This is a genomic window from Campylobacter showae, from assembly GCF_900573985.1.
Taxonomy (GTDB): Bacteria; Campylobacterota; Campylobacteria; order Campylobacterales; family Campylobacteraceae; genus Campylobacter_A; species Campylobacter_A showae_E.
In genome coordinates this window covers 1,481,158-1,494,041 of record NZ_UWOK01000001.1, presented here as the reverse complement: position 1 = coordinate 1,494,041, position 12,884 = coordinate 1,481,158, and the positions used below count along the sequence as shown (strand labels likewise).

Below are 12,884 nucleotides of genomic sequence, written 5' to 3'. Positions count from 1 at the left end.
TTTACTCCTCCAGCCTGCGTATTTTTGCGCCCAGAGCCGCTAGTTTGCGCTCTAGCCCCTCGTAGCCTCTATCTAGATGATAAATTCTATGCACGCGGCTAGTTCCGTTTGCGGCAAGGGCGGCTAGTACTAGAGCAGAGCTTGCGCGCAGATCGGTAGCCATCACGTCTGCGGCGTTTATCTCGCCTCCGCCGTAGATCGTCGCGATGTGGCCGTTTAGGCGGATGTCCGCACCCATACGCGTGAGCTCGCTAACGTGCATAAAACGGTTCTCAAAAAGCCTCTCGTCGATCGTGCTAACGCCGTTTGCCACGAGCGAGAGCGCCATAAACTGCGCCTGCATATCGGTCGGAAATCCCGGGAACTCAGTCGTCACGATCTCGACGGGATTTACGTTTTTAGCCGGCATTATCGTGATTTTGTCGCCGTCCACGACGGTTTCAAAGCCCATTTGGTTAAATTTAGTAAGCACGGCCCTAAGATGCGCGGCATTGGCGTTCGCGATAGTTACTTGCGAGTTCGTGATCGCTCCGGCGCAAAGATACGTCCCAGCCTCGATCCTATCGGGGATAACCGTTATCTCGCCGACGTCCAGCATACGCCTATCCGTGCCCTCGATCACCAGCTCGTCCGTGCCGATACCCTCGATCTTCACGCCGCCTGCGGCTAAAACCTCGCAAAGCTGCACCACTTCGGGCTCTTTGGCGACGTTGATTAGATGCGTCGTACCGTGAGCGAGCGCGGCGGACATGATGATGTTTTCGCTGCCCGTTACCGTGATCTTATCAAACACGATCTGCGCGCCCTTTAACCCGTCGGGCGCCGTGGCTACGACATAGCCTTGCTTTATCTCGATGTTTGCGCCCATTTTTTCAAGCGCGCTTAGGTGTAGATCGATCGGCCTTTGTCCGATCGCGCAGCCGCCGGGCAGGCTCACCTCGCAGTGGCCAAACCTAGCCAGCAGCGGACCAAGCACGAGTATAGAGGCGCGCATTTTACGCACGATGTCGTAGTTGGCCTTCGTGGAGCTGATGTAGTTTGAGTTGATTTTTAGCGTGTGATCGTCCGTAAATTCGCACTTTGCGCCCAAATTTACCAGCAGCGTCGCCAATGTTTTTATATCCGCGACGTTTGGCATGTTTTTTAGCGTCACGTCGTTTTTTATGATTAGAGCCGCGGCTATGAGGGGCAGGGCGGCGTTTTTTGCACCGCTTATGGCAACCTCGCCGCCTAGTTTCGCGTTTCCTTCGATTTCTAAATAATGCATCATCTTAAATCCTTAAATAAAATCCAAAGTATAGTGAAATTTAGCTTATAAATTTAAATTTATGCCGATATTTACCGATTTATTTATATAATTTTGCTTTTAGGCAGTTCGTCTCTACGGCTTGTCTCTTGGGTAAATTTAAATGATCTAGAAATTTTCTCCCTCGATGAACTATTATGTTCTATCTTCGGTCGAAAATTTCGTCGAAACATTTAAATTTATCACAAGATACTTCGCCTTGAAATTTAAATATAAAATAGGATGATTTAAATGAAATTTACCATTTTTTTGCCGCTTGCGCCGATTGCGGCTTTGATTTTTAGCGGTTGCGCGAACAATACGCCCAAAATTTACCCGACCGATCAAAGCGGACAGATTTTAAACGCGAGATTTTTAAACTCGCAGCAAGACGTATTTAATGATCTAGGCGGCATAGCGCTTTCAAATTTTATGCAAGGTTTTTTGGGCAAAAAAGACGGCGGAGACTGCTCGGGCTTCGTCTCTCTCGTAAATAAAAACATAAATAACGTTTACTTTTCAGAGACGAATTTACTCAAATTTTACGGCGAAAACGGATCGAAATCTCAAGCCATTTATAATCTTTACAAAAAGCGAAATTTGATCTCGCAAACAAGCCCAAAGCTAGGAGATTTGGTGTTTTTTAACAACACCACGAGCCAAACCAAAGGCAAAAACAAACAAATCATAACCCACCTTGGCATCATAGACCGTATAGAAGACGACGGAACTATAAGATTTATGCATAATACCAGAGGCAAAAACAAAAGCGGATTTATAAATCTATTTCAAAAAAACAGCCACAAAATAGGCGGCAAAGAGGTAAACTCCTACATCGTAGCGTGTAAAGGCGGCGACGCTACTTGCCTAACGTCAAACAGATTTGCCGGCTTTGGCAAGGTTAATTTTTAGCTAAATTTATGTCTAAATTTTATATGATAAAGCCTTTAAAAAGGAGCCGTTTTTGAAAGCTACGATATCGCTCATCGCGTTAAATTGTCTAGTATATTTTGCCGTTTACTGCGGCATTTGCGGCAGTAACGCGACGCTTGGGCTAAATATGTTTTTCACGGACGGACTTTACGTCTGGCAGCCGGCGACTTCGATGTTTATGCATGCAAATTTAGCCCATCTGCTGATGAATATGGCTGTTTTGTATCAGTTCGGATCGCTTCTAGAGCGGTACTACGGCAGCGAAAAATTCACCGTCGTTTACTGCGTCGGAGGCGTTTTGACTTCGCTGCTTAGTTTTATTTATATTTATGTTATGTTTAAAACTAACGGAATTTTTATAAATTTAGTCGGAGCTAGCGGCGCAATCAGTCTGTTACTGGGCGTTTTGGCATTTTTGGACGCCAGTAGCCGAAAGGGGCTAATAATCGCTATCTTGCTAATGAGCTTCGCGCCCGTAGCTATGGGCGTAAACGTAGCCTGGTATGCGCATATCATCGGCTTTGCGCTAGGGTATTTCGGGGTAAAATTTAAGGTGATAAAATGAGATTTTTCGATCAAATTTGGGAGATTTTAGAGTGCGGCGACAAGGAGCTTAAATTTGACAAATTTAAACGATTTTACGCCGAGTATAAGGCCGGTAAATTTGACGCACAGATAAAAGAGGGCGGTAAATTTGACGAGATAAAGCCACTTGAACGCCCGAGCTACGCTGCATTTTGCGAAGTCGTAGCCATGAGAGAAATCGGCGGCAAAAAACAAGCCGACAAACAAAAAGCCTTCCTTCACTCGATCGCGCATATCGAATACAGCGCCGTAGATATCGCGCTAGATGCGGCGTATCGATTTCGTGCGCTGCCAAAAGCCTACTATGACGACTGGCTAGAGGTCGCCGAGGATGAGATCAGGCACTTTAAGATGATCGAGAATCACATGGCTAAATTTGACGTGAAATACAGCGATTTTACCGTGCACGACGGGCTTTTTATCGCTTTGCAAAACACCTCCGCGTCGCTGCTTGAGCGCATGGCGGTACTGCCTAGATACATGGAGGCAAACGGCCTTGACGCAAACGCTTTTATGCTAAAAAAGCTGGAAACCGAGCGCGAAAAAGATGAAGACAAGGCGCAACTTTGCGAAATTTTGCAAGTCATCTTAGACGAGGAGATCTCGCACGTCTCAAAGGGCAATCGTTGGTTTAAATTTGCCTGTGAAAAAGAGGGCGTAAGCCCCGAAATATACGCGCAAATCGTGCAAAAAATCTACCCTAAAGCCTTTTTGCAGTCTCGCGAACTAAACGTGAGCGCGCGCCTAAAATCGGGCTTTAGCGAGGCGGAAATCGAGCACATAAAAAATATAGCGAAAGCCGGAAAGGCGAAATAAAATGAAAAAAATCTACTTTATCAGGCACGCAAAAGCCATAGATGAGGGTGATGGTAGCGACTTTGAGCGCGATCTAAGCGAGCGAGGCAAAAAGGATCTGGCGCTAATGTGCGAACGGCTAAAAAAGCACGAGGTGAGGGCAGATGCGATATTTTCAAGCTCTGCCAAACGCTGCGCTAAAACAGCTCAAAAGCTAGCCGAAGCGATCAAATTTAAGAAAAAAATCAAAATTAAAGACGAGCTATACGGTGCGCAGACACATGAGATTTTGACTTTCATAAGAGAGTTTGACGACAAATTTCAAAGCGTATTTGTCATAGCCCACAACGACGCTATAACTGAAATTTGCGAGCTTTTAAGCGATGCTGCGATCGGGAATATACCCACATGTGGCATCTTTTGCGTCGAATTTGACGGCAGCTTCAAGGAGCTAAAAGAGCACGGCGCAAAGGCTCTATTTTTCGATTACCCTAAAAAACATAAAAAGTAGGGCTATTAAAAGCTCTATTTTATTCTTGCATTTTTCTTCAACTTAATTACCTCAAAAAACATACGATAACAAGCAAAATATTTAGCAAAATAAGCATAAAAATTATCCGTTAAATTTAGCATGAAATTTAACGGATAAATTATTTTAATGCAAAATGTAAAACGTTAGGAAGTGCCGTGTTTTCGGCATTTGCTGAAAATATTAAGGCGACACAAAAGAGATATAAATATTTATTTGAAAATTACAGTTTTCAATACATAATGGTAAAAATAGTCTGCATTTTACCTTTTGCCTTATTTTTATAAGCATTAAAATTGAGCGATTTCTGTGTTTTTTACCAGGGATAAAAAATTTAGATATTGAAATTTTATGTCCAAAGGTCTTTATATCTAAATAATTTATCTGCAAAAGTCTTAGAATAAAAAAGAAAATAAGGTCAAAAAATATAATACAAACATCTATAAAACGTGATTTATAAAAAGAAAATGAGGGCTGAAAGAAATGAATAAATGGTGCGCTCGAAGGAATTCGAATCCCTGACCTTTTGAACCGCAATCAAATGCTCTATCCAGCTGAGCTACGAGCGCACTTTAAAAGAAATGTGAAGTATAGCCAAAGGTTTCTTAAATCTTTCATAAATTTTGACATTGTTGCAAAAATTTTACATTTTTGCATCCCCCGCTGCATCAAATTTTGCCATAAGGCCATAAAATTTCAAATTTCTGCACCAAATTTGCCACATTTAACCATCTATAAAAAATCTTTATGTTATCTTATGTAACAAGTTTAATTAAAAATAAGCGTGCCTGACTACCGAGCACTAAAATATATTAAATAAGGTAGAGCAAGCTAAAAATTTAATAGCAAAAAGGGCAAATTTAAAGACGGTACGCAAAGAAAGATAGTACCCTAAAAAAACAAATTTCAAGCATCAGCAAGCAAAAAAGAGTAAAATTCAAAAAACGACAAGAAAGGAAAGCCAAGTGATACATAAAATTTTGATCGCAAACCGCGGAGAGATCGCCGTTCGCGTGATCCGCGCCTGCAAAGACCTACACATCAAAAACGTCGCCATTTACACCAAGCCAGACCAAGACTGCCTGCACGTCAAAATAGCCGACGAGGCCTACCAGATCGGCATCGACCCGATCAAGGGCTACCTAGACGCCAAGCGCATAGTCGAGGTTGCAAAAGCATGCGGCGCAGACGCGATACACCCAGGATATGGATTTTTGAGCGAAAACTACGAATTTGCCAAAGAGGTCGAGGACGCGGGGTTGGTTTTCATCGGGCCTACCGCCGACGTCATCAGAAAAATGGGCAATAAAAATATCGCTCGCTATCTGATGAATAAAAACGGCATCCCTATCGTGCCCGGCACCGAAAAGCTAAACAACGAAACGATAGAAAACATCAAACTATACGCCGAGCGCATCGGCTATCCGGTCATCCTAAAAGCTAGCGGCGGCGGCGGCGGACGCGGCATACGCGTCGTGTGGAAGGAGGAGGAGCTAGAATCTAGCTTTGAAAGCTGCACGCGCGAGGCCAAGGCGTTTTTTAACAACGACGAAGTTTTTATGGAAAAATACGTCGTAAATCCGCGCCACATCGAGTTTCAAATTTTAGGCGACAAATACGGCAATATCATCCACCTAGCCGAACGCGACTGCTCGATCCAGCGCCGCCACCAAAAGATCCTCGAGATCGCGCCTAGTCCGACGATGAGCGAAAGCCTGCGAAAGAGCATGGGCGTGACCGCAGTCGCCGCGGCAAAGGCCGTAAACTACACCAACGCCGGCACGATCGAGTTTTTGCTCGACGACTATAACAACTTTTACTTTATGGAGATGAACACCCGCATCCAGGTCGAGCACGGCGTGACCGAAGAGATCACGGGCGTGGATCTCATCGTACGTCAAATTCGCATCGCAGCTGGCGAAATCCTAGACATGGAGCAAAGCGACGTCATCACGCAAGGCTTTGCGATCGAGGCTCGTATCACCGCTGAGGACGCATGGCAAAATTTTATCCCGAGCCCAGGCGAGATCAGCGGCTACTACCCTGCTCTAGGCCCTTCCGTTCGCGTGGATAGCCACCTATATAAAGACTATCAGATACCGCCGTTTTACGATAGCTTGCTAGCTAAGCTAATCGTGCGCGCCCCTAGCTACGATCTAGCCGTAAATAAACTAAAACGCGCGCTAGATGAGTTTACGATCGAAGGTAGCGTCAAAACCACGATACCGTTTTTGCTCAGCATCAGCAAGGAGCGCGACTTTAGGCGAGGATTTTTCGATACGTCATACGTCGAAAACAAGATGCCTACGTTGCTAGAAAAAATGAAAACCAAAGACAACGAAGACAACGAAGAGGTTATCGCCGCCATCGCCGCCGCGATACAAAGAGTAAAAGACGCTAGAAAATTTAAAGAGGAGCACGCGGATGAATGATTTTTTCGATAGCTTAAAGGATATAAAAAAAGAGCTACAAAAGGAGCAAAATGCAAATTTGAGCTCAAATTCAGCCGCCAAAAATGCCGCAAAGCAAAATTTAAAGCCTGAGCCAAAAACTTTTAGCAAAGAAGAAGCCATCGCGCACAAAGAGCAAAATTTGCGCGACGAGTTTTTAGCCTACGTCAAGGACGCGGATATCAAAAAGTGCTAGTCGTGCCGTTTTCCACCCTACCCAGCCCCTGCCCCTACCTCAAGGACAGGGACTCGCGCATGGAGTATCGCTACGTAGACGGCTGCGACTTTGCCGTAAACGACGCTCTTGCCAGGCGAGGCTTTAGGCGCTTTGGCAAATATTTCTCCAAGCCAAACTGCGCAGGGTGCCGCGAGTGCGTAAATATCAGGGTCGATGCGCTAAATTTTAAATTTAGCAAATCCGCCCGCCGCACGATGCGTAAAAACGAAAACACCAAAATCATCCTAACAAAGCCGCTCCTAGACGACGCACACGTGGCGCTATATAAAAAATACCATAAATTTATGCAAGAAAAGCGCGAGTGGAAGTACTATGAGCTGGACTTTCGCCGCTACTACGAGCTCTACGTCGCGGGGCACGCGGAGTTTGGCAAGGAGATTGCGTATTTTGCAGACGGCCGTCTCATCGGCGTCGATCTAGTCGATATCCTTAGCGACGGCATCTCGGCGGTTTATTGCTATTACGATCCTGATTTTGCGGACCTTAGCATCGGCAGATATTCGCTCTATCAGCAAATTTTACTGGCCAGGCAGCTAAATTTGCGCTGGATATACCTGGGCTACTACGTCAAAGACTGCCCTAGCCTAGCCTACAAAGCAGACTACAAACCCTACGAGCGCTTGTGCGAATATGTCCCGCTAGACGAAACGCCCGTGTGGGAAAAAGCGGAATAAAAAATGCTTTCAAATGCGTTTTATAAAGGCAAAATTTGATAAAAGTAAGTCAAAATCTAGAATCTCTAAGCATAGAAACATCAGACGCCGATCTGTTTTTCGAGCTGCAAGCGCTCATAAAGCGAAACTTCGCCAAGACGCTGGGGCAAAAAGGCAAAGTGATGTCGTTTTACGACGAAAACGAGAAGGTTCAGCGCAAATATTTCGTCAAATTTCTAAAAAAACTCTGCCAGAGATACGAACTAAAAAACGTAAATTTAAACTTCGCCGAGTATAAAACCATCAAACTGCACTACATCCAACCAAACTCGCTCAAAGCCATGGTTTTCGTCGACGTCGCCTTCGTGCGGGGCGGCGCGATATTTAGCTTTGATCGCTCAAACGAAGCCTTCATCTCGCACATCATCAGGGGCTTTGAGTCAAAGCAAATTTTATCCGCCGAGGGTCAAATCGCCCTAAATATCGCAAATTTGGGCGAATGCGCGCGCCTAGAGGAGCTATTTAACAAAAGCGAATATATGAAATTTTCAATCATCTTTAACTATAATGAAGAGGAATTTGAAAAATTTAAAAAACAGATCAAAATCTGCGCCAAGAAAAACGAAGCCAAATTTGCCGCGCTTGCTAGCCTTTTCGAGGATCATTTTACCGTGCTTGGGTGCGATAAAAACGATAGCTTTGAGGAGGTGCGAAACCGATATCTGGAGCTCGTCAAGGCCTATCACCCAGACTTTCACGCCGCGCTTAGCCCGGAGCTTTTGGACGAGTGCAAAACGCAGTTTCAGCGTATCCAAAACGCCTATGAGAGTTTGAAGCCATATTTTAAGGAACTTGAATCTGGAGCGGTGGAATAAGATTTAAATTTTAGACTTTAGCATAAAAAATGTAATTTAGTAACCGTTTAATTGTACCCTGAAAAATCACGCAAACTATAGCCATAATTAATGCATAGGGGCCTATAAATAACATCAAAATCAAAGAAATAATAAGATTAAAAACGTAAAAGTAACTATCGCAGTTGCTATCGTCGAAAAATAGATCTATAGGCGTTAGTTCAATATTTTGATCGCAAGGAATAAGCCCCAAACAGCGAAATAACCAAAAAATTGGTATAGCCAAAATCAAACCGAAAAATAAACCGCCCATAATGTTGTCTATGCTAGGAGCGATACCCTCAATCAAATAAGTACTCGCAATGCCTAAAAATAGGACAAAAAGAATAAAAAATATGCGCTTCATATGGATATTTTAAATTTTCGAGACTTAAAAATCAAGAGAAATGCGATACGAGCCTCGCCAAAACTCTGCTTAAATTTAAAATTTACGCTTAAATTTGCGGCATGCTCGGCAAATTTGCCCCCGCTCCAAGCGTCAAATTTTACTTACCGGATTGCAGCAGATAGGTCTTTTTACGCTCGCTGGAGCTACCGATATTTAGCGCCAGGCGGTATTTGGTTATCGTGCGGCGGACGACCTCGACGTTAAATTCCTTCTTTATAAACTCCAAAATTTTTAGATCGCTAAGCGGTTTGGCGGGATTTTCATTTCGGACGAGATTTGCTACGAAGTCCTTGATGGCCTTGTTTGAAACGTCCTCGTCGATCGCGGCGGAGAAAAAGCTCTTTATAGGTACGAGCCCGCGCGAGCACTCGAGGTATTTGTTTGAGATGCCGCGCGAGATGGTCGAAGGGTTTCGCCCCAGATCCTCGGCGATATCTTTTAGGCGCATAGGCTTGATGTCGCCGCCGAAAAAGTAATCATACTGATACTCCACTAGCATTAGGGCGATCTTGCGCAGCGTGGCTTTTCGCATATTAAGCGCATCTATGAGGTCTTTTGCCTCTTTTACGCGGGAGGTGACGAAGCTCTCTTTTTCGTCAAGCCCCTCTACGTCGATGACGATCTCAGGGTAAAAGTCGTCGTTGATGCGCACTTCGATACCGCCCGAACTCGTGTCTATGACTATGTCGGGGATGATCGCCGCAGCCTCGCTCATATACTCGATCGCGGGCGGGTTTTTTAGCCTCTTGATGACGGCGAGCGCTTCGTTGTAGAGCGGGATTTTGCGCATTTGGGAGAGATTTTCGAAATTTAACGCAAGCTTTTTAGCGCTTTCAAAGAGCTTCTCGTCCAAATTTAGCTCCTCAAGCTGAAATAAAAAGCTCTCCTTATAGTCTTTTGCGCCGATGCCTGCGGGCTCTAAGTACGCAAAGCGCTTGCGCACCGACTCGATCTCCGCCTCGCTAAATTCGTCAAAAACTTCAGGCTCGTAGTAGCCCTCCTCATTTATGCACTCGATTATTTTCATCGCGATTTTTTGGGATTTTTCGGTCGGAAACAGCGGCTTATCTATCTGCTCGATTAGCTTGTCGTAAAGCCCCGTTTTAGCCACACTAAAGCTTTCGATATTGTCGGTTACGCTATTTTTTGATATTTCTTTGAAGAAATTTTTATCTTTTTTGGATGGCGCGGCACTTGGTAGCTCGCTTAAATTTCGCTGCTGCACGCTTGCAAACGGATTATCTGCCAAAAACGGCTCAAGCGTCTCCTTTAGCTCCTCGACGCTGCTACTTAGTATCGGCAGCCACGAGCGCAACGTGTGCGAGAGCTTATTTTTGGGAGCTTGAGTTTGCTTTAGCATTATTCTACAAATTTAAACTCTTCGCCCAGATAGTGGGTGCGCACGAGTTTGTTGTTCGCGACTTCGTTCGCGCTGCCGCTAGCTAGCAGGCTACCGTCCTTGATCACGTAGGCACGGTCACAGATGGCTAGCGTCTCGCGGACGTTGTGGTCGGTGATGAGCACGCCGATGCCGAGTTTTTTTAGGTCGCGAACGATGCTTTGTATGTCGCTAACGGCGATCGGATCGACGCCGGCAAAGGGCTCATCCAGAAGCAAAAATTTAGGCGTGATGATGAGGCTTCTAGCGATCTCGCAGCGTCTACGCTCGCCGCCGCTTAGGCTCACGCCCTTTCGCAGGCGTATGGGCTCGATATTTAGCAAATTTAGCATCTCGTTTACTTTTTTCTCGCGGATGGCTTCGTCTTTATATAGGATCTCGGCGCCGAGCAGTAAATTTTCCTCGACGGAGAGGTCTTTAAATATACTTGATTCTTGCGGCAGATAGCCGATCCCCATATGCGCACGCTTGTGTAGCGGCACCTTCGTCACGTCCGCGCCGTCTAAAAACACGCTGCCGCTAGATGGCGAGATGAGTCCGCAGATCATATAAAACGTAGTCGTTTTGCCCGCGCCGTTTGGACCCAGCAGCCCTACTACCTCGCCGCTTTTGACCTCTAGCGAGATACCTTTTATGATGTTTGTTTTTTTGATCGTTTTTTGTAAATCTTTTACTTCTAATTTATGCACCGTAAACCTCGTATTTTCGCCCTTTTTGACTAGGCGAGATGACTACCTTGACGCATTTTTCGCCCAAATTTGCCAGCGCCTTTTCCAGTTGCTCGTCGCCCCACTCCACTAGGTGAAGCCCCTCCTCTAGCAAATTTTCAAAAAGCCCGTTTTGCAAAATCGCATCAAGTCCGTTTTGATAGATATCGTAGTGATAAATTTTATCTCCGTAGCTTTGCATGACCGAAAACGTGGGCGAAGTAACCTCCGCATCGATGCCGCGAGCTTTTACGATGGCTTTAACTAGCGTCGTTTTACCGCTGGCTAAATTTCCCTGCAATATAACGACGCCGCTTTGGGGTAAAATTTTTACCACCTCGCCAAGCTCGCCAAGCCCCAAATTTAGCTCTATCATAGCTCTTTTACGTATAGCGCTTGGGCTGATTTTGGGATACTTTTGGTCTCTGGGATCGCTAGCACTTCGTAGCGCGCCTCTTTGACTAGAAATTTGATCGTTATCACGTCGCCGATTTTGACCTCTTTAGCCGGTTTAGCAACGACGCCATTTACGCTCACGACGCCGCTTTTGCACATGTCTTCGCTAACCGCGCGCCTTTTTGTTATATTTACGGTATTTAAAAACTTATCTACTCTCATGGCGGCGATTTTAGCCAAATTTGGCTTAAATTTTTAATTCCTCGTCATCGCATATTAAATTTAATGTAAATTTGACGTTTAGCGCACGCGATTTTAGCGGAAATATTTATAACAAATTAATCAAATTTGGCTAAAATACGCGTCATCTCAATATAAAGGATAGAGAATGAAAAAAGATGTGAAAAAAGTCGTTCTCGCCTATTCGGGCGGACTTGATACGAGCATTATTTTAAAATGGCTACAAGACGAGTATAAATGCGAAGTGGTAACCTTTACCGCCGATATCGGCCAGGGCGAGGAGCTAGAACCCGCACGCCAAAAAGCGCTAGAGCTTGGCATAAAACCCGAAAATATATTTATAGAGGATTTAAAAGAGGAATTTGCGCGAGATTTCGTATTTCCGATGTTTAGAGCAAACGCCGTCTATGAGGGCGAATACCTACTAGGCACCTCGATAGCTCGCCCACTAATAGCTAAAAAACAAGCCCAAATCGCCGCCAAAGTAGGCGCCGACGGCGTGAGCCACGGAGCAACCGGCAAGGGTAACGACCAAGTGCGCTTTGAGCTAGGCTACTACGCGCTGGGAGATAACCTAACCATCATCGCCCCTTGGCGCGAGTGGGATCTAAACAGCCGTGAAAAGCTACTAAAATACGCCGAAAAAAACGGTATCAAAATAGAAAAGAAACCGGGCAAAAGCCCCTACTCTATGGACGCAAATTTGCTCCACATCAGCTACGAAGGCTTAGTGCTTGAAAACCCTGCTCACGCTCCGGAGGCCGATATGTGGCGCTGGACGGTAAGCCCGAAAGACGCGCCAAATGAAAGCGAGATAATAGAAATCGGCTACGAAAAAGGCGATCCCGTTAGCATAAACGGTAAAAAAATGAGTCCGGCGGCGCTGCTAGCCGAGCTAAACCGCCTAGGCGCAAAACACGGTATCGGCAGACTAGACCTCGTAGAAAACCGCTCGGTTGGCATGAAAAGCCGCGGCTGCTACGAAACTCCTGGCGGCACGATAATGCTAAAAGCTCACCGCGCGATCGAGAGCATCACGCTAGACCGCGGCGCGGCGCACCTAAAAGACGAGCTGATGCCTCGCTACGCAGAGCTCATCTATAACGGCTACTGGTGGTCGCCTGAGCGTATCATGCTGCAAGCGCTCATCGACAAGAGCCAAGAAAACGTAAACGGCACGGTCAAAGTCGAGCTCTACAAAGGCAACGTAATCGTGCTAGGACGCGACAGTAAGACGGATAATCTCTTTAGCGAAGCGTTTTGTACGTTTGAAGAGGATAGCGTGTTTGATCAAAAAGATGCAAACGGATTTATCAAGCTAAATGCGCTAAGATTTATCATCGGGCGCAAAAATGGGCGCAAATTTAACTAA

The 12,884-nt window shown here is 45.5% G+C and carries 14 protein-coding genes and 1 tRNA gene; 9 read left to right on the top strand and 6 right to left on the bottom strand.

What is annotated here, in order from left to right:
• Position 1: 1 nt before the first annotated feature.
• Positions 2-1,267, bottom strand: a complete 1,266-nt coding sequence (gene murA / locus EE116_RS07580; RefSeq protein WP_241091694.1) for a UDP-N-acetylglucosamine 1-carboxyvinyltransferase — start codon at positions 1,265-1,267, stop codon at positions 2-4.
• A 270-nt stretch (positions 1,268-1,537) separates the two neighbouring features.
• Between murA and EE116_RS07575 the strand changes: the two genes are divergently transcribed.
• From EE116_RS07575 to EE116_RS07560, 4 genes are read left to right on the top strand one after another with little or no spacing between them, the layout of a single operon-like run.
• Complete coding sequence (locus EE116_RS07575; RefSeq protein ID WP_122873886.1) at positions 1,538-2,197, top strand: NlpC/P60 family protein; 660 nt, start codon at positions 1,538-1,540, stop codon at positions 2,195-2,197.
• 52 nt (positions 2,198-2,249) lie between these two features.
• Positions 2,250-2,783 (top strand): rhomboid family intramembrane serine protease, encoded by a 534-nt coding sequence (locus EE116_RS07570; protein WP_122873885.1) that lies wholly within the window; start codon positions 2,250-2,252, stop codon positions 2,781-2,783.
• Complete coding sequence (locus EE116_RS07565; protein WP_122873884.1) at positions 2,780-3,619, top strand: ferritin-like domain-containing protein; 840 nt, start codon at positions 2,780-2,782, stop codon at positions 3,617-3,619. The genes EE116_RS07570 and EE116_RS07565 overlap by 4 nt, the downstream gene beginning before the upstream one ends.
• A 1-nt stretch (position 3,620) precedes the next feature.
• The gene (locus EE116_RS07560; RefSeq protein WP_122873883.1) at positions 3,621-4,109 is read left to right on the top strand and encodes a SixA phosphatase family protein; all 489 of its coding nucleotides are present in this window, start codon (positions 3,621-3,623) and stop codon (positions 4,107-4,109) included.
• A gap of 510 nt (positions 4,110-4,619) precedes the next feature.
• On the opposite strand, the gene EE116_RS07555 is transcribed toward EE116_RS07560, so the two are convergent.
• Positions 4,620-4,696: transfer RNA gene (locus EE116_RS07555), tRNA-Arg, on the bottom strand.
• Between the two features lie 396 nt (positions 4,697-5,092).
• Here EE116_RS07555 and EE116_RS07550 point away from each other — a divergent pair.
• From EE116_RS07550 to EE116_RS07535, 4 genes are read left to right on the top strand one after another with little or no spacing between them, the layout of a single operon-like run.
• The gene (locus tag EE116_RS07550; protein ID WP_122867933.1) at positions 5,093-6,559 is read left to right on the top strand and encodes an acetyl-CoA carboxylase subunit A; all 1,467 of its coding nucleotides are present in this window, start codon (positions 5,093-5,095) and stop codon (positions 6,557-6,559) included.
• On the top strand, positions 6,552-6,773 hold the full coding sequence (locus EE116_RS07545) for a hypothetical protein (protein ID WP_122873882.1): 222 nt from the start codon (positions 6,552-6,554) through the stop codon (positions 6,771-6,773). The genes EE116_RS07550 and EE116_RS07545 overlap by 8 nt, the downstream gene beginning before the upstream one ends.
• A complete protein-coding gene (locus EE116_RS07540) occupies positions 6,767-7,489 on the top strand; it encodes an arginyltransferase (protein ID WP_241091660.1) in 723 nt (240 codons plus the stop codon). The genes EE116_RS07545 and EE116_RS07540 overlap by 7 nt, the downstream gene beginning before the upstream one ends.
• Before the next feature lie 35 nt (positions 7,490-7,524).
• Complete coding sequence (locus EE116_RS07535) at positions 7,525-8,343, top strand: adenylosuccinate lyase (RefSeq protein ID WP_122873881.1); 819 nt, start codon at positions 7,525-7,527, stop codon at positions 8,341-8,343.
• Positions 8,344-8,867: 524 nt separating this feature from the next.
• On the opposite strand, the gene EE116_RS07525 is transcribed toward EE116_RS07535, so the two are convergent.
• The 4 genes from EE116_RS07525 to EE116_RS07510 are packed head-to-tail and all read right to left on the bottom strand — an operon-like array spanning position 8,868 to position 11,494.
• The gene (locus EE116_RS07525; protein WP_122873880.1) at positions 8,868-10,130 is read right to left on the bottom strand and encodes an RNA polymerase factor sigma-54; all 1,263 of its coding nucleotides are present in this window, start codon (positions 10,128-10,130) and stop codon (positions 8,868-8,870) included.
• Positions 10,130-10,858: an LPS export ABC transporter ATP-binding protein gene (gene lptB / locus EE116_RS07520; protein ID WP_122873879.1), complete on the bottom strand. Its 729-nt coding sequence runs from the start codon at positions 10,856-10,858 to the stop codon at positions 10,130-10,132. The genes EE116_RS07525 and lptB overlap by 1 nt, the downstream gene beginning before the upstream one ends.
• On the bottom strand, positions 10,851-11,252 hold the full coding sequence (tsaE, locus tag EE116_RS07515; RefSeq protein WP_122873878.1) for a tRNA (adenosine(37)-N6)-threonylcarbamoyltransferase complex ATPase subunit type 1 TsaE: 402 nt from the start codon (positions 11,250-11,252) through the stop codon (positions 10,851-10,853). The genes lptB and tsaE overlap by 8 nt, the downstream gene beginning before the upstream one ends.
• Complete coding sequence (locus EE116_RS07510) at positions 11,249-11,494, bottom strand: S4 domain-containing protein (RefSeq protein WP_122868880.1); 246 nt, start codon at positions 11,492-11,494, stop codon at positions 11,249-11,251. The genes tsaE and EE116_RS07510 overlap by 4 nt, the downstream gene beginning before the upstream one ends.
• 166 nt (positions 11,495-11,660) lie before the next feature.
• On the opposite strand from EE116_RS07510, the gene EE116_RS07505 reads away from it, so the two are divergent.
• Positions 11,661-12,884 (top strand): argininosuccinate synthase, encoded by a 1,224-nt coding sequence (locus EE116_RS07505; protein WP_122873877.1) that lies wholly within the window; start codon positions 11,661-11,663, stop codon positions 12,882-12,884.